The sequence below is a fragment of the Telluria sp. ZB4P37 genome, from assembly GCF_059685855.1.
On the sequence record NZ_JCASID010000006.1, the window covers coordinates 38,555 to 64,025 of the forward strand.

Annotated in this window: 20 protein-coding genes and 2 pseudogenes; 11 read left to right on the plus strand and 11 right to left on the minus strand. The window is 66.4% G+C overall.

Annotation, left to right across the window (positions count from 1 at the left end; genetic code table 11):
* The first annotated feature begins 22 nt into the window (after positions 1–22).
* The 3 genes from AC56K1_RS12145 to AC56K1_RS12155 are packed head-to-tail and all read left to right on the plus strand — an operon-like array spanning position 23 to position 3,589.
* Positions 23–1,543 (plus strand): Do family serine endopeptidase, encoded by a 1,521-nt coding sequence (locus AC56K1_RS12145; protein ID WP_497158098.1) that lies wholly within the window; start codon positions 23–25, stop codon positions 1,541–1,543.
* A gap of 46 nt (positions 1,544–1,589) precedes the next feature.
* Positions 1,590–2,252, plus strand: a complete 663-nt coding sequence (locus tag AC56K1_RS12150) for a response regulator (RefSeq protein ID WP_497158099.1) — start codon at positions 1,590–1,592, stop codon at positions 2,250–2,252.
* Positions 2,249–3,589, plus strand: a complete 1,341-nt coding sequence (locus AC56K1_RS12155; protein ID WP_497158100.1) for an ATP-binding protein — start codon at positions 2,249–2,251, stop codon at positions 3,587–3,589. The genes AC56K1_RS12150 and AC56K1_RS12155 overlap by 4 nt, the downstream gene beginning before the upstream one ends.
* Here the strand turns inward: AC56K1_RS12155 and AC56K1_RS12160 are convergent.
* The 3 genes from AC56K1_RS12160 to AC56K1_RS12170 form a co-directional block, all read right to left on the minus strand.
* Entirely contained in the window at positions 3,586–4,665 is a 1,080-nt protein-coding gene (locus tag AC56K1_RS12160) for a hypothetical protein (protein ID WP_497158101.1), read from the minus strand. The genes AC56K1_RS12155 and AC56K1_RS12160 overlap by 4 nt on opposite strands.
* Before the next feature lie 217 nt (positions 4,666–4,882).
* Positions 4,883–5,278 carry a GFA family protein gene (locus tag AC56K1_RS12165; RefSeq protein ID WP_497158102.1) on the minus strand — a complete coding sequence of 132 codons (396 nt, stop codon included), beginning with the start codon at positions 5,276–5,278 and terminating at the stop codon, positions 4,883–4,885.
* A gap of 109 nt (positions 5,279–5,387) precedes the next feature.
* Positions 5,388–5,723 (minus strand): hypothetical protein, encoded by a 336-nt coding sequence (locus AC56K1_RS12170; protein ID WP_497158103.1) that lies wholly within the window; start codon positions 5,721–5,723, stop codon positions 5,388–5,390.
* A 232-nt stretch (positions 5,724–5,955) separates the two neighbouring features.
* Here AC56K1_RS12170 and AC56K1_RS12175 point away from each other — a divergent pair, with 232 nt between their 5' ends.
* Positions 5,956–7,095 (plus strand): branched-chain amino acid ABC transporter substrate-binding protein, encoded by a 1,140-nt coding sequence (locus AC56K1_RS12175; RefSeq protein WP_497158104.1) that lies wholly within the window; start codon positions 5,956–5,958, stop codon positions 7,093–7,095.
* A 12-nt stretch (positions 7,096–7,107) separates the two neighbouring features.
* Positions 7,108–7,362 carry an antitoxin Xre/MbcA/ParS toxin-binding domain-containing protein gene (locus AC56K1_RS12180; RefSeq protein WP_497158105.1) on the plus strand — a complete coding sequence of 85 codons (255 nt, stop codon included), beginning with the start codon at positions 7,108–7,110 and terminating at the stop codon, positions 7,360–7,362.
* A gap of 292 nt (positions 7,363–7,654) precedes the next feature.
* On the opposite strand, the gene AC56K1_RS12185 is transcribed toward AC56K1_RS12180, so the two are convergent.
* The 4 genes from AC56K1_RS12185 to AC56K1_RS12200 all read right to left on the minus strand — a co-directional run bounded on the left by AC56K1_RS12185 (position 7,655) and on the right by AC56K1_RS12200 (position 13,954).
* Positions 7,655–7,834, minus strand: a complete 180-nt coding sequence (locus AC56K1_RS12185; RefSeq protein WP_497158106.1) for a hypothetical protein — start codon at positions 7,832–7,834, stop codon at positions 7,655–7,657.
* A gap of 272 nt (positions 7,835–8,106) precedes the next feature.
* Positions 8,107–9,828 (minus strand): response regulator, encoded by a 1,722-nt coding sequence (locus AC56K1_RS12190; RefSeq protein WP_497158107.1) that lies wholly within the window; start codon positions 9,826–9,828, stop codon positions 8,107–8,109.
* Entirely contained in the window at positions 9,815–11,305 is a 1,491-nt protein-coding gene (locus AC56K1_RS12195; protein WP_497158108.1) for an ATPase domain-containing protein, read from the minus strand. The genes AC56K1_RS12190 and AC56K1_RS12195 overlap by 14 nt, the downstream gene beginning before the upstream one ends.
* Positions 11,306–11,539: 234 nt before the next feature.
* On the minus strand, positions 11,540–13,954 hold the full coding sequence (locus AC56K1_RS12200) for a TonB-dependent receptor plug domain-containing protein (protein WP_497158109.1): 2,415 nt from the start codon (positions 13,952–13,954) through the stop codon (positions 11,540–11,542).
* 218 nt (positions 13,955–14,172) lie between these two features.
* Between AC56K1_RS12200 and AC56K1_RS12205 the strand changes: the two genes are divergently transcribed.
* Positions 14,173–14,298: an SDR family NAD(P)-dependent oxidoreductase gene (locus tag AC56K1_RS12205; RefSeq protein ID WP_497158110.1), complete on the plus strand. Its 126-nt coding sequence runs from the start codon at positions 14,173–14,175 to the stop codon at positions 14,296–14,298.
* Positions 14,295–14,570 (plus strand): annotated as a pseudogene (locus AC56K1_RS12210) (SDR family oxidoreductase); the annotation flags it as partial. The gene AC56K1_RS12205 and the pseudogene AC56K1_RS12210, both read left to right, overlap by 4 nt.
* Before the next feature lie 125 nt (positions 14,571–14,695).
* Here AC56K1_RS12210 and AC56K1_RS12215 read toward each other — a convergent pair.
* The 3 genes and pseudogenes from AC56K1_RS12215 to AC56K1_RS12225 all read right to left on the minus strand — a co-directional run bounded on the left by AC56K1_RS12215 (position 14,696) and on the right by AC56K1_RS12225 (position 17,717).
* The gene (locus tag AC56K1_RS12215) at positions 14,696–16,528 is read right to left on the minus strand and encodes a M61 family metallopeptidase (RefSeq protein ID WP_497158247.1); all 1,833 of its coding nucleotides are present in this window, start codon (positions 16,526–16,528) and stop codon (positions 14,696–14,698) included.
* A 189-nt stretch (positions 16,529–16,717) separates the two neighbouring features.
* A pseudogene (locus AC56K1_RS12220) lies at positions 16,718–16,927 on the minus strand (RcnB family protein); the annotation flags it as partial.
* Complete coding sequence (locus AC56K1_RS12225) at positions 16,884–17,717, minus strand: PhzF family phenazine biosynthesis protein (RefSeq protein WP_497158111.1); 834 nt, start codon at positions 17,715–17,717, stop codon at positions 16,884–16,886. The gene AC56K1_RS12225 and the pseudogene AC56K1_RS12220, both read right to left, overlap by 44 nt.
* 98 nt (positions 17,718–17,815) lie before the next feature.
* On the opposite strand from AC56K1_RS12225, the gene AC56K1_RS12230 reads away from it, so the two are divergent.
* The 4 genes from AC56K1_RS12230 (at position 17,816) to AC56K1_RS12245 (ending at position 22,787) form a co-directional block, all read left to right on the plus strand.
* A complete protein-coding gene (locus AC56K1_RS12230; RefSeq protein ID WP_497158248.1) occupies positions 17,816–20,998 on the plus strand; it encodes an error-prone DNA polymerase in 3,183 nt (1,060 codons plus the stop codon).
* A gap of 39 nt (positions 20,999–21,037) precedes the next feature.
* Positions 21,038–21,571 carry a gluconokinase gene (locus tag AC56K1_RS12235; RefSeq protein ID WP_497158112.1) on the plus strand — a complete coding sequence of 178 codons (534 nt, stop codon included), beginning with the start codon at positions 21,038–21,040 and terminating at the stop codon, positions 21,569–21,571.
* Between the two features lie 97 nt (positions 21,572–21,668).
* Positions 21,669–22,043, plus strand: a complete 375-nt coding sequence (locus tag AC56K1_RS12240; protein WP_497158113.1) for a COG4315 family predicted lipoprotein — start codon at positions 21,669–21,671, stop codon at positions 22,041–22,043.
* A gap of 198 nt (positions 22,044–22,241) precedes the next feature.
* Positions 22,242–22,787, plus strand: a complete 546-nt coding sequence (locus AC56K1_RS12245) for a cytochrome C (protein WP_497158114.1) — start codon at positions 22,242–22,244, stop codon at positions 22,785–22,787.
* Here AC56K1_RS12245 and AC56K1_RS12250 read toward each other — a convergent pair whose 3' ends face one another.
* Entirely contained in the window at positions 22,788–25,058 is a 2,271-nt protein-coding gene (locus AC56K1_RS12250; protein WP_497158115.1) for a penicillin-binding protein 1A, read from the minus strand.
* Positions 25,059–25,471 lie beyond the last annotated feature (413 nt).

A 25,471-nucleotide genomic window follows, 5' to 3' on the forward strand; every position in this document is an offset into this window, starting at 1 on the left:
ATTTTTCATCAGGAGCACAAACATGCGTAACGAAGGTGCCGTCACTGTCATCACTGCCAAACGCCTCACGCTGGCCTTGTGTGCCGCGGGCGTCGTCGGCGGAGCGGTCGGTGCGCTTGCCGTCAACCACAACAACGTTGCAGCCGAAACCGCGCCAGCCGCCGTCGCTGCACCGGTGCAGGCCGTCCTGCCGGCTCCCGCCCTTGCCGCTGGCGTCCCGGCGGCGACGGTAACCCTTCCTGATTTCACCCGCATCGCCGCCAGCAACGGCAAGGCGGTGGTGAACATTCGCGTCGTCGGCGGCACCAAGACCGCGAACCGCGGCAGCGTGCCGCAGATGGATCCGAGCCATCCGCTCTACGATTTTTTCCGACAGTTCCAGGATCCGCGCTTCGGCGGCGGCCGCGGAGCTCCCGTTTTCGGCGCCGGATCGGGCTTCATCGTAAGCCCGGACGGCGTCATCCTGACCAACGCCCACGTGGTGCAAGGCGCTGACGAGGTCACCGTCAAGCTGCAGGACCGCCGCGAATTCCGCGCCAGGGTCCTCGGCACCGACCCGCGCACCGACGTGGCCGTATTGAAGATCGATGCCAGGAACCTGCCGGTGGCCCCGGTCGGCAAATCGCGCTCGCTGATGGCTGGCGAATGGGTGCTGGCCATCGGCTCGCCGTATGGCCTGGAAAGCACCGTCACCGCCGGCGTGGTGAGCGCCACCGGCCGCTCGCTGCAGGACGGCGTGGTGCCCTTCATCCAGACCGACGTCGCGGTCAACCCCGGCAACTCGGGCGGCCCGCTGTTCAACACACGCGGCGAAGTGGTGGGCATCAATTCGCAAATCTACAGCCAGACCGGCGGCTACCAGGGCCTGTCGTTCGCGATCCCGATCGATGTCGCGGTCAAGATCAAGGACCAGATCGTCGCCACCGGCAAGGTGCAGCATGCCAAGCTTGGCGTGAGCGTGCAGGAAGTCGGCCAGGCCTTTGCCGATTCCTTCCGCCTCGAGTCGCCGGAAGGCGCGCTGGTGTCCAGCGTCGAGCGCGGCGGGCCCGCGGAGCGCGCCGGCCTCAAGTCCGGCGACGTGATCCGCCGCGTGAACGGCACGGCGATCGTGTCCTCGGGTGACCTGCCGAGCATGATCGCGCTGGCGCGTCCGGGCGAGCGCGTGGCGTTGGACGTCTGGCGCGACGGCAAGCTGGTACGGGTCGATGCGACCCTGGGCGACGCGGCCGAGAAGGCCAGGCGTGGGCAAGAAGAATTGGCGGCAGCGCCCGACAACAGCGCGCGACTGGGCCTGGCCCTGCGTCCGCTGGAGCCGATCGAGCGCCGCCAGAGCGGTATCGCGTCCGGCCTCGTGATCGAGGAAACCTCGGGGGCGGCGGCGATTGCCGGCGTCGAGCCGGGCGATGTACTTATTTCAGTTAACGGCCGGGCAGTCAACTCGCTCGACCAGGTCCGCGACGTGGTGGCGAAGGCCTCCAAGTCAGTGGCCTTGCTGATCCAGCGCGGGAGTGACAGAATCTTCATTCCGGTGCGGATTGGTTAAGGAAGCGTAGCGTCCTCGGCCCGCTGGTTTCAAGAACGGGGAATTCATGCGGCTATTGCTGGTGGAAGACGATACGATGATCGGCGAAGTAGTGCTCGACCTGCTAAGGGCCGAGCACTACGCCGTCGACTGGGTCAAGGACGGCGAAATGGCCGACACGGCTCTCCTGCAAAACCAGAACTATGACCTGGTGCTGCTCGATTTGGGGCTGCCGCGCAAGGACGGCCTCGAGGTACTGCGCACCATGCGCGCCCGCAAGGACCGCACGCCGGTACTGGTCGCCACCGCGCGCGACTCGGTGGCCCAGCGCATCGCCGGGCTCGATGCCGGCGCGGACGACTACGTCCTCAAGCCCTACGACCTCGACGAGATGCTGGCGCGCATCCGCGCGCTCCTGCGCCGCGCCGCCGGCCGCGCCGAACCGGTCTTCGAATACAAGAACCTCACGGTCAATCCCGCCACTCGCGAAGTGCTGGTGGACGGTGCCCCGGTCTCGCTGTCGGCGCGCGAATGGGCCGTGCTCGAATCGCTCGTGGCCCGGCCGGGCGCCGTGCTTTCGCGCGCCCAGCTGGAAGAAAAGCTGTACAGCTGGCGCGACGAAGTCTCGAGCAATGCGGTCGAAGTCTATATCCACGGCCTGCGCAAGAAGCTGGGCAGCGACGTGATCCAGAACGTGCGCGGCGTCGGCTACATGGTGCCCAAGGCATGAGGTTCACCCCGAGAAAGGTGACCCACTCGCTGCGTGGGCGCCTGCTGTGGTACTTGCTGGCGGCGATCACCATCGCCGCGCTGGCGCAGGCCTCGATCGCCTACCGCACCGCGCTGCACGACGCCGACCAGATCTTCGACTACCACATGCAGCAGATGGCGCTCTCGCTGCGTTCGGGCACGCCCCTGTCGAACACCGAGGCCCAGGCGCGCGTGCAGGCCGAAGGCGGCAGCAACGACATGGTGGTGCAGATGTGGTCCCCCGACGGCGTGCAGATGTTCCACAGCGTCTCGCGCGCCCAGCTGCCGCAGCGCGCGGTGCTGGGCTTCTCCAACGTCAAGGCCAACAACACGGTCTACCGCGTGTTCTCGATCCAGACCGAAAACCAGACGGTGCAGGTTGCGCAAGACCTGGCCGTACGGCGCAACATGGCGGGCAACCTGGCCTTGCGCACGCTCGGGCCGATCGCGGTGATGATGCCGATCCTGATGCTGGTCGTGTGGTGGGTGGTGAGCGGCTCGCTCGACCCGGTGGCGCGCGTGCGCAAGCAGGTGGCGTCGCGCCAGGCCGACGATTTGTCGCCGGTGTCCGAAGCCGGCCTGCCTGACGAAGTGCGTCCCCTGGTGCAGGAGCTGAATTTGCTGTTCGGGCGCGTGCAAACGGCATTCGACGCCCAGCAGAATTTCGTGGCCGACGCCGCCCACGAACTGCGCACGCCGCTGGCCGCACTGCGGCTGCAGGCGCAAAGCCTGGACCGCGCCGAGTCGCTTGACGCGCGCAAGGTCGCCGTGTCGCGCCTGACCGCCGGCATCGACCGCGCCACCCGCCTGGTCGAACAGCTCCTGGTGCTGGCGCGCCAGGAAGCCACCGCCGCCACCGGCGCGGCCTGCCGCCAGGTCGACCTGGCAGACCTCGCGCGCCGCACCGTGGCCGACCTGGCCGGGGTAGCCGCGGCCAAGGGCGTGGACGTGGGCGTGCAGCAGGCCGACCAGGCCAGCGTCGAAGGCCAGCCGGACGCGCTGCAGATCCTGCTGCGCAACCTGGTCGACAACGCGATCAAGTACACGCCGGGCGGCGGCACGGCGGATATCTCGGTGCGAAGGGAAGCGGGCAAGATCGTGGTCACGGTCGAGGACAGCGGGCCCGGCATCCCGCCAGAAGAACGCGAGCGCGTGTTCGACCGTTTCTACCGTGTGGCCGGCAGCGAGGCCGCCGGCAGCGGCCTGGGACTGGCGATCATCAAGGCCATCGCCGAGCGGCATGGCGCGAGCCTGGTGCTGGGGCAGTCGGAACGCCTGGGCGGCCTGTCGGCGACCGTGGCCTTCAAGAGCGCCTAGTGGCTTTCGGCCTCGCGATGCGTGAACTCGCCACGCTTTGCGATACCGAACAATTCCTTGAGCGCGAGGAGCGTCAACAGCGTCGTGATCGCCAGCAGGGTCACGAATGCCCAGTTGGGCACCGTCGTCCGCACCAGGGCGATGGTCGCGATCGGCAGGGACATGAAGAGGGCCAGGACCAGGCCGCCGAGCACGGTCATCGATTTCACCAGCAGGCGCTCCAGTTTCCCTCGTGGCTGGCATGGCTCCACCAGCAACCATGGTTCATCGCGCTCGATACCGGCGTCACGGAGCCTGAGCATGCCGTGCATGAACAGGACCGACAGGTACAGGGCTGTGATGGTCAAGGCAAGCCCGGCGAACGACCAGGGTATCTTCCCTCCCACCACCGGCAGGGTGAGCTCCTGGGACCGGTATGATTTCAAGGTTTCATAATAGGACTTGCTGGCGTCTTTCTGGAATCCGGCCCAGGGAATCGCGTCCTTGACGGCCTTTTCCCTGACCTCGTCCATGTCGATGAAGACCGACGGATCTTCGCCAACGACTGTCCAGCCGCTCTTGATCTCGTTTTGTGCACCCGTCCAGGACACGGCGCCATCGGCCAGCAGGACGTCGTGCCGCTCGCCTGGGAAGGCCAGTGAGGCGATGCTGTAGGCCGCATAGCGAATCTTGTTCGTGCCGGCATAGAGCTTCTCGTAATCCTGGTGGTCCTTGCGCTGCCGAGCCAGCGCTGCAGTCGGTGGTTCAGGGTAATAGCGAAAGCCGGCCAGTTCTCCGAACGGCATGCGCAACTGCCCCTCAAGGACAGGTTTGTCGCGGTAATGATCGCGAATGATGTCGACAACCAGGCCCTGCCGCGGCGCCATCATGGGTGCGAACCCGAATGCCGCCTCCACCACGGGAATGCTCGCCTGGTCCGGCCACTGCGCTGAAGCCAGGGCCGACACCAGGGCGTAGGCCTCGATGTTCCGGAGTGTCCTGGACAGCCGTATCGGTTCCGGTGTGAGGGTAAAGGCGCCGAGAAACAGCAGGAGCGACGCCAGTGCGACCCCCTTGATCGATTTCACGTTACTCATGGCTCACCTTGTCTGGCGATGATGAACGTCGGGAGAACCTCGGACCACGGCTGGTGCAAGCCGGCGTCCAGTCCCTGATCTCGCCTTCGACCAGCCTGGCCAGCACCGCGAGCGAATCCTGCCAGGGCAGAGGACGGTCCTCTGCTGCGACGACGAACCGCGGCACCCAGATTCGACATGCATGCGCAGTTTTTTAACGCGCCTGCCGCCGTCGCACTCATGGGAAATGCTCGGCGTCAGGCGGCGGCACGACCCAGGCATGCATGCGCGCTTCATAGACCGACACCGTCGGGGCTGGAAAGGCCGGATCGGCAAAGGCGCCGACCGGAATGCCTACGAAGCCGCCGAACACCTCGGGTTCATACCAGACCGTGGAACCGCATTGCGGACAGAAGTGGAAGCGGGCGCGCGTGCCTTCGTCCCCGGTGCGGACGTATTGCGTCGAGATGCCGCTGGTCGTCACCTGCTCCCGCGCGAAGCGTGCCTGCTGCGCGAAGGGGCTGCCGGTACGGCGCTGGCAAGCCAGGCAGTGGCAGATCGAATTGCGGACAGGATCGCCGCTCACCTGGGCCGACAGCTGGCCGCAACTGCAGGATGCCGTTCGCGTAGTCACGTTCACTCCTGAAGAACCTGGCGTTCAGTTGATGACGTATGGGGGATCAATTCAAGCTCTCATTGGATCGCATGCATGCCCAAACGACTGCAATCCTACCCGAGAAAAGCTAGCAGTCCAGCTTTTCGTAGCGCTTGCGCAGGATGAACAAGTCCTGCTGCACCGATTCGATCATCGGCGAGCGCGGTCCGCGCTCGGCTGCCTCCGATTCGAGGATGGCCGTCTTCAGGCGCCTGCATTCGTCCCTGGTCTCGGCGCCGGGCTGTTGCCGGCGTGCTGGCTCGGCCGGCTTTTTCCCGCCGGGGCAGTGCTGTGCCGATACCACCTGGCGGCCCCCGCTGTCGCAGCGGTAAGGCGGCTGGTTGGGCGAGGGCTCGCCGGCCCGGGCCGGCACAAGGACGAGGGACAGCGAAACGCTTGCCGCAAGCAAGGCAAGGCGAGGCATGGATGGGGTAAGAATGGTGGTCTCCGCGGGCTTGGAGGGGCCTGGCAGTGCCGGCCCTCTCTTTCTGCAAGCTGGGCAGAATACAAGAGTTTCCATGTTGGATTCTATCCAATTGTCACCCCTAGTCCAGGGCGCGCATGGGGTCGTCGGCAGGCCTTGCGCGCTGACGTTAGAATGCTCGTTTGGGCCTGCCGGAGCCGCCGGCCCTGACGGATAAATTGACGAGGAATCGATGAAGAAGCAAGCAGTCCTGTTGGTGGCGCTATCGGCCGCCGCTGTCGTGAACACCCCGGCCTCGGCCCAGGAAGTGGTCCGGATCGGCCACGCGGCCGCGGTGACGGGCCCAGTGGCCTATTTTGGCAAGGACACCGAAAATGGCGCCCGCATGGCGATCGAAGCGCTCAACGCCCGCGGCACGAGCATCGGCGGGAAGAAAGTGCGCTTCGAGCTGCTGGCCGAAGACGACGCGGGCGACCCGAAGCAGGCCACCAGCGTGGCGCAGAAACTGGTGGATGCGAAGATCCACGGCATGGTGGGCCACGAGACGTCGGGCACCACGATTCCCGCCTCGAAGATCTACCACGCGGCCGGCATCCCGCAAGTGTCGCCCTCGAGCACTAGCCCGAAGTACACGCAACAAGGCTTCCACACCGCCTTCCGGGTGGTGGCCAACGACGTGCAGCTGGGGCAGGCGCTGGGCCGCTACGCCATCAAGAGCATGCAGGCCAAGCGCGTGGCGGTGGTGGACGACCGCACCGCCTACGGCCAGGGCCTCGCGGCGGAATTCTCGCGCAGCCTGCAAAAGCAGGGCGGCAGCGTGGTGGCGCGCGAATTCACCAACGACAAGGCACTTGAATTCAGCGCCATCATCACGCGCATCCGCGCCACCAAGCCTGACCTGGTTTTCTTCGGCGGCATGAGCGCGACCGCCGGCCCGATGCTGCGGCAGATGAAGCAGCTCGGCATGAACGTACGCATGATGGGCGGCGACGGCATCTGCTCGGACGAGACCCACAAGCTCTCGGGCGGCACCATGCTCGATGGCCAGGTCGTGTGCGCGGAAGCGGGCGGCGTGCAGGGCGAGGCCAGGGCCGGCATGGACAAGTTCCGCGCCGATTACAAGAAGCGCTTCGGCATCGACGTGCAGATCAACGCCCCCTATGCCTATGACTCGGTGATGACGGTGGCCGAGGCCATGGTGAAAGCCGGTTCGTCGGCGCCGGCGACATACCTGCCGGTGCTGGCGAAGATCCAGTACAAGGGCGTGACCGGACCGATCGCTTTCGATGCGCGCGGCGACATCCGCGACGGCACCATCACGCTGTACACGTTCAAGGGCGGCAAGCGTTCGCTGCTGTCCGTCACCAAGTAAAGCAAGCTCGCCATGACAGACGACAAGCAGCTCAACCCGGATGCCTTTGCCGCGCTGCGCGAGCGTTTCGGGCGGCAGTCGCGCAAGGCGCAGGCCTATTACACGGTGATGCACGCAGTGCGCGGCATACTCGGAAGCGATGACGCGGCCAGCGCCTGGATGGACGAACCGCAGGCTGCGCTGGGCGGGCAGTCCGCGGCGCAGGCCGTTGCAGCCGGCCGCGAAGAAGAAGTGCTGGCCCACATGCGCTCGCTGACAGCTCGGTAATCGTCGCAGCGATTCGCTGGAGCGTAGGGTGGGCGGGGTCATTTCGGGCAATGCCCGGAATGACGAACGCCCACGTGGTGATAGTTCCGGCCTGAACAGCCGCGCGGGCGGCAGTACTGTGATGTGAACGCGTGGGCAAGCGACTCTTGAGTGACCGGCCTTGGGCTGCGTCCCGGTTTACGGGCCCAGCCCTAGAAAACGCCCAGGAACAGCAGCACCAGCAGCGTCAGCACGACCGACACCACGATCGAACCGAGACAACCGAGTTTGTTCGAGAAGAAGAGGAACATAGTCAGTCGCCCGGTCCATCGCCCGGCATCGTATCGGCCATCAGCCTGAGCTCCTCCGGCGTCAGGTCTTCCGGTTTCTTGTCCTTCAGGCCGTCGACCTCGTTCGACCCGGCTTCGGCTTCGTGCGCCTGCTTCTCATGGACGTCTTCGTCCTGGTTTTGCGTGTGCGGTTCGATACCCATGTTGTGCTCCCCAATGCGTGTGAATGAAGTGAAGGCAGTGTGGCACAGACTGGTTTTCGACGGCGTCCAGGTCGCCTTGCCGACGCAGGGCGGATGGAATGCGGCTGTATCGGGCGGATGTGAGAATTGATGACTTTAGCTGGCCGATGCCGGTGCCATGCTCGGACCTGTAAACAGATCGCCTGCAGATCGCCTGCCGCGCCTTGTGCGGTCCTGTCCACACGCCACCGTGGCCCTTTTGTATGCGCCGGCCGGAATGACAGGGGCGCCGCTCAGCGCGGCAGCGCTTCCTGGGCAGCGCGCTCGAGCGCCCGTTCGACGCTCACCGCCAGCTCGGCCAGCTGGAAGGGCTTGCGCAGCAGGATGTCGTGGCCGAGCACCTCGTCGATCGCATGCATGTCCGCATAGCCGGTCGCGATGATCATCGGTATTCCCGGGAACACCTCGCGCGCGCGCAGCATCAATTCCGCCCCGGTGATCCCCGGCATCAGGTAATCGGTGATGATCAGGTCGGGACGGGCGCGCTGCAGCTCGCGCAGGCCGGCTTCGCCATCGGCGGCCTGGGTCACGACGTGGCCGAAGGCCTCGAGCGAGGACACCATCGATTCGCGCACAAAATTGTCGTCCTCGACGATCAGGATGCGCGCTCCCTGCCTGACCTCGGGCAGGGCGGGCGGCAGTGCCAGCTCGGGTTCGTGCAGGCCGCGCGCGGCCGGCAGCCAGATCTCGACCGTCGTTCCGGCGCCCGGCTGGCTGAGGATGCGCGCCGCGCCGCCCGATTGGCGCGCCATGCCGTACACCTGGGAGAGGCCCAGGCCGGTGCCTTTGCCGACCGCCTTGGTCGTGAAGAAGGGCTCGAACACCTTGGCGATGACGTCCGGTCCCATGCCCTGGCCGCTGTCGGTGACCGCGATGCGGACATAGTCGCCCGGCGGCAGCAGCCCGTCCGGCGCCTGCGCATCGCCCGCGTGGAAGGACAGTTCTCCGTGGCCGTCCATCGCGTCGCGTGCGTTGATGGCCAGGTTCAGCAAGGCCATCTCCATCTGGTTGGCGTCGGCCAGCACGCTGGCGCAGGGTTGCGCTACCTCGAAATGCAGGCGGATCGCCGAGCCCACCGAAGTGGCCACCAGTTCGCGCACGCCGTCGAACAGGGCGCCGACTTCTGACTGGCGCAGGTCGAGGTTCTGGTTGCGGGCAAAGGCCAGCAGCTGGCTGGTGAGCTTGCCGCCGCGCTGGCAGGCGCGCCGCGCGATCTCGGCGCGTCCCTTCGCGGTTTCGTCTTTCGACAGCAGCAGGATCAGGTCCATGCTGCCCTGGACCACGTTGAGCAGGTTGTTGAAATCGTGCGCAATGCCGCCTGTCAGGCGGCCGACCGCTTCCATCTTCTGGAACTGCACCATGGCCTGCTGCACCCGCTCGCGCTCGATGACTTCGTTCATCAGGCGGTCGTTGGCCTGGGCCAGGGCGCGTGTGCGTTCCTCGATGCGCGACTCGAGCGTCTCGTTCAGGGAGAGCAGGGCGTGCCGGCTTTGCTGCAGGCTGGCCGCCGTGCGTTCGCGGTCGGCCAGCAGGTCGCGCGCATGGTACTGGCGGCGGCGCGCGCGCAATGCGGAATTGGCGGCGCTGCGCAGGGTCTGGGCGTTGAGCGGACGCTCGAGCAGGATGATGTTGCCCAGCTCTTCCACCCGTTCGCGCGCACTTTCCTGCGGCAGGCCGATGGTCTTGGCCAGCAGGATCACGAAGGGGAAGTCCGACCAGGGCTCCTGGCGCCCCAGCCAGGCGTACAGCGGCGCCAGGTCGACGCCATGCAGGGCTTCCTCGGCCACGATCGCGGTGCCCGCGCCCTGTTCGATGCCGGCGGCCAGTTCGGCGAAACCGTGCACGACCTCGCAATGGCTGCTGTCGCGCTTCAGTACAGAGCACATGACCTCGGCGTCGCGCCCACGCGGCGCCAGGATCAGGACGCGCTCGTCCTGCACACTAGCTGGCTGCATGCGGCACGGGCGGCATCATTGGCGTGGTGCCGCGGTAGCTCGGCAGGCCGGTGAGGACGCCTTCGAAACCTTCCAGCGGGGCGCCGATGCGGATGCCGCCGTGGGCCAGCTGGAGTTCGTGGATGGTTTGCGCATTCTCGGCGGCCCGGCTCTTGATCACGGTGATGGCGCGGCGCAGGCGGCCGTTCGATTCGAAGAAGCGCATCAGGACGGTGCTGTCGCTCAGGTAGCTCAAGTCCAGGTCCGAACGCACCTCGCCAATCGTGCCGTGCTGTCCCAGCACCAGGATGGTGGTCACCCCTTTCTGGTTCAGGTAGGACAGCAGCTCGTGCATCTGCAGCATGAGGAACTGCTCGCCGGGCATGGCCTGCAGGTAGGCATTCAGGCTGTCGATGACGAGGAAGCCGACGCCTCCGATCTCGACGGCATCGCGCAGCATTTGCGCGAATTCGCCGGGCGACAGCTCGGCCGGGTCGATGTGGTGGATGGTGAGTTGGCCCCGTTCGACAAACGGTTTCAGGTCCATCCCCAGCGCGGTGCTGCGCGTAAAATAGGTGCCGAGCCCCTCGTCGAACAGGTAGAACGACGCCTTTTCGCCGCGCTCCAGCGCCGACAGCAGGCAGCGCGTCGACAGGGTGGTCTTGCCAATGCCGGACGGACCGACGATCAGGGTATTGGTGCCGCGCACCAGGCCGCCGCCGAGCAGTTCGTCGAAGCCGTCCGACCCGGTAGGGCGGACCTCCGCGGTAAAGTCGCTGCCATGCTCGGCCGCCACCAGGCGCGGATACATCGTGATGCCGCCGGTGTCGAGCGTGTAGTCGTGGTAGCCGCCGCGGAAGCGCAGGCCGCGCATCTTGATGATGTTCACGCGCCGGCGTTCCTTGCCGAATTCCTTGGCGATCTGCTCCAGGCTGATGACGCCGTGGGCAATGCTGTGCAGGTGCTGGTCGGCCTGGCTGGTTTTATCGTCGAGCAGGAGCACGGTGCAGGCGCGCGCCGAAAAGAACTGCTTGAGCGCCAGGATCTGGCGGCGGTAGCGCAGCGGGTTCTGGGCCAGCAGGCGCATCTCCGACAGGCTGTCGAACACGATGCGCACCGGCTTGACCACGTCGACCTGGTTCATGACCTTGCGGGTGGTCTCGCCCAGTTCGACTTCCGACGGGTGGAACACCGACTGCTGCGCATCGAGGTCGAGTTCGGAGTCGTCGGCCAGCTCGAACAGCGACAGCGCGTCGATGGTCCAGCCATGGCTGGCGGCGACCGCCTTGAGCTCGTCGGCGGTCTCGGACAGGGTGATGTACAGGCCGGATTCTCCCTTGGCGACGCCGTCGAGCAGGAACTGGAGGCCGAGCGTGGTCTTGCCGGCGCCGGGCGAACCCTCCACCAGGTAGACGCGCTGGGGGGTGAGTCCGCCGCCGAGGATGTCGTCGAGCCCGGTGATGCCGGTGGAGATACGGTTGGTGACAGCAGTGTTCATGGACGGCCTATTGCTGCCGCGCAGTGGGCGGGGCATATTCATGGAGATCGTTGCATGTATTCAACGACAATTATTGAGGACATTATACGCATGCGCCTCCCTGATTTCTGTGCTCTCGCGAACGCAGCTCATCCATAAAGCGGGGCCAGGGCGAACGGGGGCTCCCAGGCCTGCCCGCCCAATAAAAAGGGGCCCGCGAGGGCCCCCATCATGCTGCCAGCCGGCAGTGCCGGATCAGAACCGGTGCGACAGGCGCGCAAACAGCGCCGCGCCGTTCAGGCCGAACTGCACGCTCTCATACTTGAAGCCGTTGTCGGTCTCGTTCGCATCCTGCACCGTCGGCTTGACGTTGAAGATGTTGGTGCCACCCACGGTGAACTTGGTTTTATCGCTAAACGCCCAGGTGAAGGACAGGTCGGCCGAGGTCTTCGGTTCGTAGTACTGGTTCGGCACCGGCGGGCCCGAGAAGGTGCCCAGGGTCTGGGGGCCGAAGTGCACGATGCGCAGCGAGGACTCCAGCTTGCCGAGCAGGTATTCGAAGCCCAGCGTGGCCTTGCGGCGCGGCGCGCCTTCTTCGATGAACAGGCGCTCACGCTCGGACAGCAGCACGTCCTCGAAGCCGGAAAGTGCGCTCGGGGCGTGCACGCCGGTCACTTCGGTCTTGGAGAAGTTCAGGGCCAGGAAGGTGGTCAGCTTGCCGGGGCCGACGTCCGCACGGTTCGACACCGTCAGGTCCAGGCCCTGGGTCTTGGTGTCCACCGAGTTCACGAAGAACTGCGCCTGGCCCACGCCGAGGCGCTGCAGGGTAGCGCCAAGGGCAGGGTAGTTGTCGGCGTCAAAACGCCCCGACAGCACGATACGGTCGTCGATGTTGATGCGATACAGGTCGGCCGTCACCGAGGTGGCCGGGGTCGGCGCCCAGGTCAGGCCCAGCGTATAGCTCTTGGACTGCTCGTCCTTGAGCTGCGGGATGCCGGCGGCATTGGCCACCGGGCCGCCGTTCGGCGCCAGCACCACGTCCAGCGGCTGGCCGCTGACGAAGTCGGTGAAGGTCGACGAGAAGTAGACCTGCTGCAGCGAGGGCGCGCGGAAGCCCGTGCTGGCCGAGCCGCGCAGCAGCACCTGCGGGTTGATTCGGTAGGCGCCGGCCAGCTTGCCGGTGGTGGTCGAACCGAAGTCCGAATAGCGCTCATGGCGCAATGCGGCCTGCAGCTTGAAGCGGTCGGTGACGTCGGTTTCGATGTCGACATAGCCGGCGCTGGAATGGCGGTCGGCATCGGTCTCGTCGCCGGGCTGGAAGCCCGGGAAGCCCTGGCTGCCGGCGTTACCCCCTATACCCACGCCGTCGGCGTCGATCCAGGAGCCGGTTTCGCCGGCAAAGATCTTGTAGTTCTCGCGGCGATGCTCGAGGCCGAAGGCGACGTTCATGCCGTTCATGACGCCGCCGTAAAAACGGCTGACGTCGAAGTTGGTGGTCGCCTGGCGGAACGAGAAGCCGCCTGCATCGAACGCGGAGGCACTGATGCCGCGGCCGCCGCGGTTGAGGTCGAGGTTCGCGATCGACGCGTTGAGCGTGTTCGCGATGTTGTACATCAGGCGGTTATAGCCATAGGTCTGCGACAGGTCGGCATTCCACTCGCCCACGCTCCAGCGATAGCCGACGGTGCCCCAGCGGTCATCGACGTCGCCGTTGATGAAGGGGACGAAGCCGTTCGGGTACATGGCCGCCGAATTGCGCGACGGGATATCGTCCGAACCGAGGCCGCCGCGCGCGAAGGCCGCCGACGATGCGTCGCGCGTCTGCACGCCCGCGGTGACATACAGCTTGCCGGGACCGGCCGGGAATTCGCCGTTCACGTACAGGGTTTTATTTTGCGCCTTGGTGTCGCCGATGATGCGCGGGTTGCCTTCTTCGGCGCGGTTCGAGCGTCCGCGGTCGTAGTATTCGCCGGTGATGCCCAGCACGCCGCCGGCCACGGCCACGCCGCAATAGGCCGAGGCCAGATAGTTCTCGCCGTCGCCTTCGCTGTACTGGCCATAGCCCAGCACCGATTCGCAGCCCAGCGATTTCTTCATTTCGATGTTGATCACGCCGGCGATCGCGTCCGAGCCGTACTGTGCGGCGGCGCCGTCGCGCAGCACCTGCACGTTACGGATGGCCATCAAGGGCAGGGCGTTCATGTCGGTGCCGGTGTTGCCGCGGTTGCGCGCACCGAACAGGTTGACCAGCGCGGTGGTGTGGCGGCGCTTGCCGTTGACCAGCACCAGGGTCTGGTCCGAGCCCAGGCCGCGCAGCGCAGCGGAGTCGACCAGGTCGGCGCCGTCGGCGCCGGTCTGGCGGGTCGAGTTGAACGAAGGGGAAACGTTGTTCAGCACCTGGGCCAGGTCGAACTGGCCGCCTTGCTCGGTCGCCTTGGTCATCGGGATGAAGTCGACCGGCACCGCGGTGTCGACCGACGAAGCGTTACCGACGCGGCGCGAGCCGACGACGGTCACGCTCTGCATGGCCTCGGGTTGCGCCGCGACCGGCGCCGTCGGCGTCGTGGATGCCGTGCTCTGGGCATGGGCGGCTGGAATCAGGGCAGCGAATGCGGCGCCGCCGTACAGGGCGAGCAGGACCGACTGGGGAAGACGTTTGAGTGTGAGCACAGATTTCTCCGGGGGAAAATTGAATACTAAACAATCCCTGCAGGAGTACCAAGGCGATGTGGTATTAACACAACGTTGTAAAGATATAACTACGTCTTATTGCCGCTTCCAGGCATTGCCGTTCTATCCCACCTGATGGAAGAGGCGCCCGCCGCCGCCATCGCCGCGATCCGCGCATTCATCGATTGATCCAACCACCCTCATATCAAAGGATAGCCATGAAACGTTTGCACGATAAAGTCGCCATCATCACCGGCGCCAGCGCAGGCATCGGCCGCGCCGCTGCCCTCCTGTTTGCCGCGGAAGGCGCGCATCTGGTGCTCGGCGCACGCCGCGCCGCCTGATCGGGCTGACTCAGGCCCTGGCTACGGAGTTCGGACCGAACAATATACGCGTCAATGCTATCCTGCCTGGCGCCGTAGACACAGCCATGTACCGCGAGATGAACGACACGCCCGACAAGACCGCCTTCATCACCCGGCTGCATGCGCTCAAGCGCGTGGCAAGCCCGGAGGAACTGGCGCGCTCGGTGCTCTACCTGGCGTCCGACGATGCGAGTTTCGTCACCGGCACCGCCAGCCTGGTCGACGGCGGCCTGTCGATCAACCGTGCCTGAAGGCCAGTCTCGGGAATGTGAGCCGGCCGGGCGCATGCCCTGCATGCGCGAGGGATAAAAAAACCGCGGCGCCGGTGCTGAACCGGGGCCGCGGTTTTGCCGCAAGCGTTTAGCGTACGAATGAATTACTTCTTTGGCGCCTCGGCCTTCGCAGCGTCCTCTTTTGGCCAGGCTACGCCCAGCCATGCCGCATTCATCGCCTTCTGCGCGGGATTCGCCTTGTCCAGCACCTTGATCTTGGCCTTGCCCTTCGGCTGCAGCACTGGCGCGAGCGGCATCTGCAGCAGCGCGTCGCGGCGGAACAGGTGCAGCTTGAACTGTCCGCCTTTCGAGAGCGACATCTTGTCGCCGATGTCCTTGGCGGACACGCGCAGGCCGTTCACCGCCACCAGGGTATCTCCGGCCACCACGCCGGCCTTCCATGCCGGGCCGTCGCGTTCGACGACGGTGACCACGGCTGGGTCGCTGCCTTCGCGCAGGGTCCAGCCGGCCCACCATTCTGTTTTTTGCTCCTGATCCTTCGGCACGTCGATGAGTTTTTGCATCCCGACCTGGGCCAGCAGCGAGTCGAACGGGATCTCGGCGGTGCCGTCCACATACCGGCTCCACCAGCCGCTCCAATCCTGGCCGCTCACGGCGCGCAGCGCAGCCTGCACGTTGGCGATGTCATAGCCGCCCTGGGCGGTCGAATGCTTCTCGAACAGGATGCGGTGCACGTCTTCCAGGCCTTTCTTGCCGCCGGTCTGGCGGCGCAGCTCGATATCCATCATCAGCGCCAGCAGCTGGCCCTTCGAATAGATGTTCACCGAGGCGTTGCGCGCACGTTCTCCGCCGACCGCGATCCACTCGTCGAAGCTGGCGTCGGCCGCGCTTTGCTGGAAGCGGCCCGGCTGGTGCAGGTAGTCGTCGACCAGCTTCGCGTACTCCTCCATGAACTCGTCGCGCTTTTCCAGGCCGGCGCGCAGCACGATCAGCTCTTCGAAATAGGAGGTGTGGCCTTCGGCGATCCACAGCAGGCGGTTGTAGTTCTCGTTCTGGTAATCGTAGGGCACCATCTCTTTTGGACGGTAAGCCTTCACGTTCCAGGTGTGATAGAACTCGTGCGCCGCGACGCGCACGAAGTCGAGGTATTGCTTGCGCGGCGCAAAGCTCCAGCGGGATTTTTGGATGACGGTGGAGTTGGCATGCTCGGTGGCGCCGCCCACGCCGTCGGTGGCATGGACGATGAACAGATAGCGCTGGAACGGATACTTGCCGCCGTAGAGCTTCGCGGTCTCGGCGACGATCTTCTTCAGGTCGACCATCATCTGCTTGCCGTCGTGGTTGCCCTGGCCCCAGAGCGCCAGTTCGATGGTGCGGCCGTCCACCTTCTCGGTATGGAATTCGTGGATGCCGGTTTCGATCGGTGCGTCGATCAGCACGTCGTAGCTGGGCGCGACGAAGCAGTGGCCGCAGCTGCCTGCGTCCATGCCCGAGCGCGACTGCCAGCCCTGCGGCACATCCAGCTTGACCGTTACCTTCTCCTTGCGGAAGGGCGCAGCGTAGACGAACACGCCGCTGGCATCGAGGTAGGCGTGGGTGTCGTCGATGTGGCGGGTGCGCTCGCCCAGGGTGTTGGCATACAGCTCGTACTGGACGGTGACCGCGTCGCCCGGTTTCGTGCGGACCTGCCAGGTGCCCTTGTCGGTCTTGGTGACAGGCAGCGGCTCGCCCTTGGCATCGAAGGCCTTGAACATGCGCACGCCATTGGCCAGGTTCAGGATGTTATAGCGACCGGTGCGCCAGTTCGGCATTTGCACGTCCAGCGTGGTGCTTGGCGTCGCCGGGAAGCTGGCGCGCACCTCGGCCAGGTGCTGGGCCGCGTCGGTGATGCGCAGCTGGTAGTCGACGTCGGCGCGCGCGCAGGCAGAGGCGCCGAGCAGGAACAAGGGGAGGGCGTAGGCAAGTAGGTTTTTCATGTCCGCGGTATGAAGTAGCTCGATAAGAGTGCGCGGAAGTGTATACCAGCTTGCCTCCTCCGGACAGCATCGGCTGGCCTGTATGGACAGTGGCTGTGACCCTGGACGAAAAAAAGGCCGCGCCCTGTTCCGGGTGCGGCCTGTGTTTCGAGTGACGGCCTGATTGCCCGGCAAGACCTGGGCAATCAGGCCGGTGGCGATGGCGGCGAGCACGTAGTCGTTGCCGGCACGGACCCAGTGATGGCCGCGCGGCGGCGCGCTCAGGCGGCGTGCGCGCCAGTCGTTGACGACGTAGCGGTGGTCGCGGTGCTCATGGCCCAGGCGCTCGCCACGGCGCAGGTCGTAGCGGGGACCGTTACCAAACCTTGTTTGATTTTTCGGCGGAGCCAGTAACAACAATTTGGGGCCAGGCTTCTGCGATGGCGGCAGCTTCCGCCCGGCCGCCGACCAGGATCGCGCCGTTCTCCACCCGCGTGTTGATGAGGCAGGGCTGGCCGGTGGCGTGGCCCTGCAGCAGCGTGAGACCATGCCCGAGCAGCGCGGTGAGTGCGCCCGCCGCCACGCCGGTGGCGCTGTCTTCCAGCTGCGGATCGAGGTGGTTGAAGTTGCGACCCTCGTAGCGTCCATCGGGCAGGCGGCACCAGGCATAGATGCCGTTTATCCCGGCTTCCTTGCCCCAGGCGGTAATGGCTTCCAGGCCAGGGTGCAGTCCGTGCAGCGTCGCGGCATCCGCCACCTCGACCAGCAGCTTGGGGCTGCCGACCGAGGCCACGCGCGCCGGCGACACGGGCGCGAACCCGGGCGTCGCCAGCAGGCGCTCCAGCAGGCCCGGCGCCGGCTGCGACTGCGCGGTGTCCTGGGCCTGCAGGCGCACGAAATAGTCCGCACCGTCACGCACCAGCACCAGGGGCTGGCCACGCATCGCGGTCGTCACCGCCAGCAGCGATGCATCGGGATGGCGCCCGAACAGCACATGGGCCACCGCCAGCGTCGCGTGCAGGCAGAGCGGACTGCGCATGTGCGGATAGTAGAAGTCGACCACGTCGCCATCGAGGAAGACGCAGGTGGTGTTGCGCGATCGCGCCAGGGCCCGCCGCGCCGCTTCGTCAAGGGCACTGCCCTCGATCACCAGGGCCGGGTTGCCGCCGCCTGGCGCTTCGCCAAAACACTTCAATGCACGAACTTGCATGACTTTTCCTTGTTGCGGGGGGCGGCTCGGTTATACTGTGTTTTTGTACAGTGTTGCCAGTTATCCAGCATTGTAGCCTGCTCGATGACCGCATGCCGATGACCGATCTGTTTTCACCGCCACCCCAGGCTTTGCCAACCTATGCAGAGCTGTTCTGCCTGTCGAACTTCTCCTTTCTGGAAGGAGCCTCGCATGCGGAAGAACTGGTGGCGCGGGCGGTGAAGCTCGATTATTTTGCGCTGGCCCTGACCGATGAATGCTCGCTGGCCGGCGTGGTGCGGGCCCACGCCGAAGCAAAAAAGGCCGGCCTTCCCCTGGTAATCGGCGCCCACTTCCACCTCGCCAATCCGGACGGCAGCCCGGCGCTGTCGCTGGTGGTGCTGGCCAAGAACCGCAACGGCTACGGCAACCTGGCGGAGTTCATCACGCTGGGCCGCACGCGCAGCGAGAAGGGGACTTACTTCCTCACGCCAGATGACCTGGCCGATCCGGCGCCCGCCTACGCGCACCTGAAGCACCTGCCCGACTGCCTGGCGATCCTGCTGCCCCAGTATCCGGGACACGAAGCCGAGGACGTCGACCGCCTGCACGCGCAGGCCGCATGGATGGCGACCACCTTCCCGGGGCGTGCCTGGCTGGGCCTCCCGCTGCTGCACCGCGCTTTCGACGAGGCGCACCGCATGACGGTGGAAGAGGTGGGCTGGCAGCATGGCCTGCCGATCACGGCGCTCGGCCACGTGGTGATGCACGTGCGCTCGCGCAAGCCCCTGCAGGACACGCTCACCGCCACCCGCCTGAAAAAGCCGGTGGCCGAATGCGGCTACGGCCTGGCGCAGAACGCCGAGCAGCACCTGCGCTCGCGCCTGCGCCTGTCGAACATCTATTCGCGCGAGGCGCTGGACGAGACGGTGCGCATCGCGCGCCTGTGCACCTTCTCGCTAGAGGAGCTGCGCTACGAATATCCCGACGAAGTGGTCCCGCCCGGCCACGACGCCAGCAGCTTCCTGCGCGAAGAAACCTACATCGGCGCACACCGGCGCTTCCGCGACGGCATCCCGGCCAAGGTGCAGGCCCAGATCGAGCACGAGCTCACCTTGATTGCCGAGATGCGCTACGAGCACTACTTCCTGACCGTCTACGACATCGTGCGCTTCGCGCGCTCGCAGCACATCCTCTGCCAGGGGCGCGGCTCGGCCGCCAACTCGGCGGTGTGCTACTGCCTCGGCATCACCGAGGTCGACCCGGCCCGCGCCAGCCTGCTGTTCGAGCGCTTCATCTCGAAGGAGCGCAACGAGCCGCCCGACATCGACGTCGACTTCGAGCACCAGCGCCGCGAAGAAGTCATCCAGTACATCTACAAGAAATACGGGCGCGACCGGGCCGCGCTGGCGGCGGTGGTGATCAGCTACCGCCCAAAAAGCGCGCTGCGCGACAGCGGACGCGCGCTCGGCATCGACCTGGCCATCGTCGAGAAGGTGGCCAAGACCCACCACTGGTTCGACGGCCGCGCCGATTTGCTGGCGCGCCTGGCCGAAGCCGGCCTGGACCCCGAGTCGCGCCTGGCGCAGCAATGGGCCCTGCTTGCCGACAAGCTGCTGAACTTCCCGCGCCACCTGTCGCAGCACCCGGGCGGCTTCATCATCGCGCGTGGCAAGCTCTCGCGCCTGGTGCCGATCGAGAACGCGACCATGCTCGATCGCAGCGTGATCCAATGGGACAAGAACGACCTGGAGGAGCTCGGCCTGATGAAGGTCGACGTGCTGGCCCTGGGCATGCTGTCGATGCTGCGGCGCGGGCTGGAACTGGTCGGCCAGCGCCACGGCAATTTGTTCGAGATGCAGGACATTCCGGCCGACGACGTCGCCACCTACGACATGATCTGCGCGGCCGACACCGTGGGCGTATTCCAGATCGAATCGCGCGCGCAAATGAGCATGCTGCCGCGCATGCGCCCGCGCCGCTTCTACGACCTGGTGATCGAAGTGGCGGTGGTGCGTCCCGGCCCGATCCAGGGCGGCATGGTCCATCCCTACCTGCGGCGGCGCCAGGGTTTCGAGAAGGTGGTCTACCCGAGCCCCGAGATGAAGGTGGCGCTCGAGCGCACGCTGGGTGTGCCGATCTTCCAGGAGCAGGTGATGCAGGTGGCGATCCTGGGTGCCGGCTTCACGCCGGGCGAAGCCGACCAGCTGCGCCGTGCAATGGCGGCCTGGAAGCGCAAGGGCGGGCTCGAACAGTATTACGAGCGCATCGTGCACGGCATGCTGGAACGCGGCTACACGATCGAATTCGCCGAGGCGATCTTCAGCCAGATCCAGGGCTTTGGCGAATACGGCTTCCCCGAATCGCACGCGGCCAGTTTCGCGCTGCTGGCCTATGCCAGCTCCTGGCTCAAATGCCACGAGCCGGCGGCTTTTCTGTGCGCGCTGCTCAACAGCCAGCCGATGGGTTTCTACAGCCCTTCGCAACTGGTGCAGGACGCACGCCGCCACGGCATCGAAGTGCGCCCTGGCGACGTCGCCATCAGCGGCTGGGATTCAGTACTGGAAGAGTTCGATCCCGTGGACCGTTCGCGCCAGCCGGCGGTACGCCTCGGGCTCGGCTTGCTGCGCGGCTTGAAACAGGAAGTGGCCGCTCGCATCGAGGACGCACGCGCGATCCGGCCGTTCGAGAGCGTAGCCGACCTGGCGCGCCGCGCGAACCTCGACCGGGGCGACCTGCAGGTGCTGGCCGGCGCCAACGCGCTGCAATCGCTGGCCGGGCACCGGCGCGAAGCCTTGTGGCAGGCCGTGGGCGCGGTGCCCGACAAGGATTTGCTGCGCCCGACCACACCGCTCGAAGAAGCGCCGGTGCTGGCCGCGCCATCCGAAGCCGACGACATCGTCGGCGACTACCGCGCCCAGGGCCTGACCCTGGGCCGCCACCCGCTGGCGCTGCTGCGCGAACAGCTGCTGGCCAAGCGCTTCCTGCCGGCCTGCGTCTTGCATGACTTCCAGGACGGCCAGCTGGCGCGCGCCTGCGGCCTGGTCACGGTGCGCCAGCGCCCCGGCACGGCCAAGGGCGTGCTGTTCATGACGCTGGAAGACGAAACCGGGAACATCAACGTCATCATCTGGCCGACCCTGGTGGAACAGCAGCGGCGCGAGGTGCTGGGTGCGCCGCTGCTGGGGGTGTACGGGATCTGGCAAAAGCAGGGCGAGGTGCGCCACCTGGTGGCCAAGCGGCTGGTGGACATGTCGCATCTGCTGGGGAAGCTGAGGTCGCAGAGCCGGGATTTTTGCTGACGTGCACCAGGCCTGCCCGGCATGGGCGAGAATATGACGATGAAAGCGAGCGCAAATTCTAGAGCACCCGGCGTCTGGGTCGTCATGGGCGTAAGCGCCTGCGGCAAGAGCGAAGTCGGCATGCGGCTGGCGCAGGCCTTGGGCGCGCGCTTCATCGAAGGCGACCGCTTCCACCCGCCGGAGAACGTGGCGAAGATGTCGACCGGCGTGCCGCTGACCGATGCGGACCGGCAGGGATGGCTCCAGGCGCTGCGTGCGGAGATCGAACGCGCATGGGACGCGGGCGAGCGGGTGGTGCTGGCATGCTCCGCGCTGAAGCGCGCCTACCGCGACGTCCTGCGCGGCGACCGTGGTGTTGTCCGTTTCGTCCACCTGCACGGCGGGCGCGGCCTGATCGAGCAGCGGATGGCCGCACGAGCCGGCCACTTCATGCCGCTGTCGCTGCTCGACAGCCAGTTGCGCGACCTGGAACCGTTGCAGCGAGACGAGGGCGGCATGACGCTCGACGTGCGGGATCCGCCCTTAAGGCTGGTAGAGCAGGCAATCGCCGGCATGAAGAGTCAATACTTGTAGGAACCAACCTGTCGCCGCATGCGCTGCGTTCGTCGTCGCAAACGCCCGATTCGCGGCCTATACTGGACATACGTAGTCCATTTTCCGGGAGACGGCCATGAAAGCGATTTACCCCCTGCTTGCGGCGCTGGGCGCTGCGCTCCTGCTGGCCGCCGGGGACGCCATCGCGCAACCGGTCAACGTGGCCGACGGCATCCTGGTCAACGGCGCGGGGATGACGATCTATACCTACGACAAGGATGTTGCCGGCTCCGGCAAGAGCAGCTGCAATGACCGGTGCGCGAAGATGTGGCCGCCAGTGCCCTTGAGCGTCGAGCGGATCGAATCGCCGTACTCGATCGTCACGCGGGAAGACGGCAACAAGCAGCTGGCCTACAAGGGCAAACCGCTGTACCTGTTCGCAAAGGATGCCAAGCCGGGCGAGCGCAAGGGCGACAAGATGAAGGGTGTCTGGCACGTCGTGGCCAACTGAAGACATGGGCAAGAAAGCGCCCGCGCTGGAAGCGGGCGTCCTTTCACGCCAGGCCCAGCCCATACCCCCAATGCGAGAGGTCGGCGGGGCGCAGGTAGGCTATCGTTCCCTTTGTCGGTGGCTGGTCCCCAGGGGGCCGGGCTACCGTACAGCGGTATTGTGCACCGGCCACAACCGTATTCAGGGACGGAACCAGCCATGTTCAATTCACTTCACAAGACGTACGCCGCGAAGGCCGCCCAGCTAGCCCTACTGTCGGCCATTGGTTTGCCGCACACGGTGAGCGCGGCGCAGGATGCCGGCCTTCCCAGGGCGGCCCTGGCGGCAGGGACAGCGGCACAAGGCAAGCACATCGAACGCGGCCGCTATCTCGTGCGTATCGGTGGCTGCAACGATTGCCACACAGCAGGCTATGCCATGAGCGCCGGACAGGTCCCTGAAAAAGCCTGGCTCACTGGCGACCAGCTGGGCTGGCGCGGCCCCTGGGGCACGACCTACCCATCCAACCTGCGCCTGTATATGCAGGCAATGAGCGAGAGCGACTGGATCAGGATGGCGCGGACGATGAAGACGCGGCCTCCAATGCCGTGGTTTACCCTGCGCGACATGCACACGGATGACCTGCGCGCGATCTACCGCTACATCCGCCACCTGGGGCCGGCCGGGAAACCGGCGCCGGCCTTCGTTCCCCCGGGCCGCATGCCCGAAGGGCCGGCCATCCAGTTCCCGGCGCCGCCAGGGTAATCACGTCGATGGCTCGGCCACCGGCGCCGGGCCGGCCTCCTGTGCCGGCTGCGGCTCCTGCCCGGCAAACTCCGCATAGATCCAGTCATCCCCCGAACGCACCACGCCTTCGGGCGCCACCGGCGCGCGCTCCGGGACCTTCGCCAAAGCGACGCGCATGTAATCGATCCAGACCGGCAGCGCCAGTGTCGAGCCGAACTCGCGGCTGCCCAGCGAGCGCGGCTCGTCGTAGCCCATCCAGGCGACGGCGACCACGTTGCCGCCATAGCCGGCAAACCAGCCGTCGATGGCATTGCTGGTGGTGCCGGTCTTGCCCGCGAGGTCGCTCCGTTGTAGCTGGCGCGAGGCTTGCGCGCCGGTGCCGACACGCGCCACGTCGCGCAGCATGCTGTCGGCCAGGAAGGCGTTGCGGGCGTCCAGCACGCGCGCGCTCTCCTGGCGTGGCCGCAGCCGCGGGGCCTCGAACAGGAGCTTGCCGTCGCGGTCCTGGATCGAGGTGATGAGCAGTGGCTCGACCCGATAGCCGCCGTTCGCGATCACCGCATAGGCGCCGGCCAGCTGCAGCGGCGTTACCGCCCCCGTGCCGAGGGCCAGGGTCAGGTTGCTTGGATGGCGCGCCATGTCGAAGCCGAAGCGGGCCAGGTGGCTGCGCGTATCAATCATGTCGAGCGAGCGCAGCATGCGCACAGTGGCCACGTTGCGCGAATGCGTGAGCGCATGGCGTACCGTGATCATCCCCTGGTACAGGCCATCGTCGTTGCGCGGCGACCAGTTGGCATAGGCCTTGTCGCTTGACAGGTCGAGCGGTTCGTCGAGGATGGCCGTGCCCGGGAAGAAGCCCTGTTCCAGCCCGGCCGAATAGACGAAGGGCTTGATGCTGGACCCCGGCTGGCGCCAGGCCTGCGTGACGTGGTTGAGCTTTTGCAGCTGGTAGTCGAAGCCGCCGACCAGCGCGCGGTAGGCGCCCGTCTGCGCGTCGAGGGCGACGAAGGCCGAGGCGACCTGCGGCACCTGGCTGATCGACCACGCTCCCTTGCCGGCGCTGCTGATGCGCACGATGGCGCCCGGCGCCAGGCGCAGGGGCGTTTTCGCGCTGGCGGACAGGGCAGGGGCGGCGAACGCCAGGCCCGCGCCCGTGATCTCGATGGTATTGCCGTCGCGGGTGGCCACGCGCACGCGCTTGGGCGAGGCTGCCAGCACCACGGCCGGCACGAAGCCCGCGATCGCGGGACGGCCTTGCAGGGCCGTGGCGATGGCTTCCTCGCGGCCTTCGGTTCCCGCGGGGAGCGCAACCCGCGCTTCAGGGCCGCGATACCCGTGCCGCCTGTCGTAAGCGATGGCATTGCGCCGCACGGCGTCATAGGCCGCGCTTTGTTCCGCCGCGATGATGGTCGTCGTGACGCTGTAGCCGTGCTCATAGGCCGCCTGGCCGAAGCGGCCGAACGCGGCCTGGCGCGCCAGTTCCGCGACGTACTCCGCCCCCGCACCCGGGCCGCCGCCGTCCTGCCGCACGCGCAGCGGTTCGGCCAGGGCATGCCGGTACTGCGCCTCGGTGATCTTCTTCAGCTCGAACATGCGCCGCAGCACCGTATGCTGGCGCTGCTGCGCGCGCTCCGGGTTGGCGACCGGGTTGTGGCGCGAAGGGTTCTGCGGCAGCCCGGCCAGCATCGCGGTCTCGGCCAGCGTCAAGGCGTCGAGAGGCTTGCCGAAGTAAGTGCGCGCCGCGCTGGAAAAGCCGTAGGAACGCTGGCCCAGGTAGATCTGGTTCATGTAGACCTCGAGGATCTGGTCCTTGCTGAGCGCCTGCTCGATCTTGTAGGCGAGGGCGGCTTCGGTCAGCTTGCGCGGCAGGGTCTTGTCGCGCGACAGGAAGAAGTTGCGCGCCACCTGCATGGTGATGGTCGAGCCGCCCTGGCGGTAGCCCCCGCCCAGGCTGGCCAGGTTCGCCTTGGCGGCGCCGAGCGCGCGGATCCAGTCGATGCCGCCGTGCTCGTAGAAGCGCGCGTCCTCGATCGCCAGCACGGCCGCCTTCATCAGCGGCGGGATGTTCGCGATCGGGACGAAGTCGCGCCGCTCGGCGCCGAATTCCCCGATCAGCACCCTGTCGGCCGAGTACACCCGGAGCGGGATCTTGGGCCGGTAGTCCGTTACCGCGCCGATGTCCGGTACTTCGTCCAGGATGCCGGCAGAGGCAGGCGCGCCGGCAGCGGGCAGCAGCAGGGCAAGCAGGGCGAGGCGATGGAGGAAGCGGGGAGGGCTGAATGTGGTCATGTTGGCACGGTCGAGTCAATCGGGAGTGCGCGGCAGTTGCAACGCGCTGCGAATAGTACTGCCGTATCAAGGCGCGCGCATCCGCAACAGGAAAGGTAGCGCGAGCTGGCTTGCCGGGGCCCGGGTGGCGGTACCCGGCACCTGCCGCAGGATAGGCGCGAAGCGATTGTCGTAGGGCGGCCGGCTTTGCCGGCCGCGCGGTCAAATCGCATGAACGAAGACACACCGTGGTTCCGTGGCGTCCGTTGAACGCGCGGGCGGGAGGGCCCGCCCACGTTTTGACAGCAAAACGCCCGGATGACACCGGGCGTTATGTGGGTGAAAGTCCCGCCGCGAGCTGACCACAGTGAGCGAAGCAAAGCGCAACTGCATGAGGGCGACCGAGTGTGGAGAGGAAGCGTGGAGCGAAACTG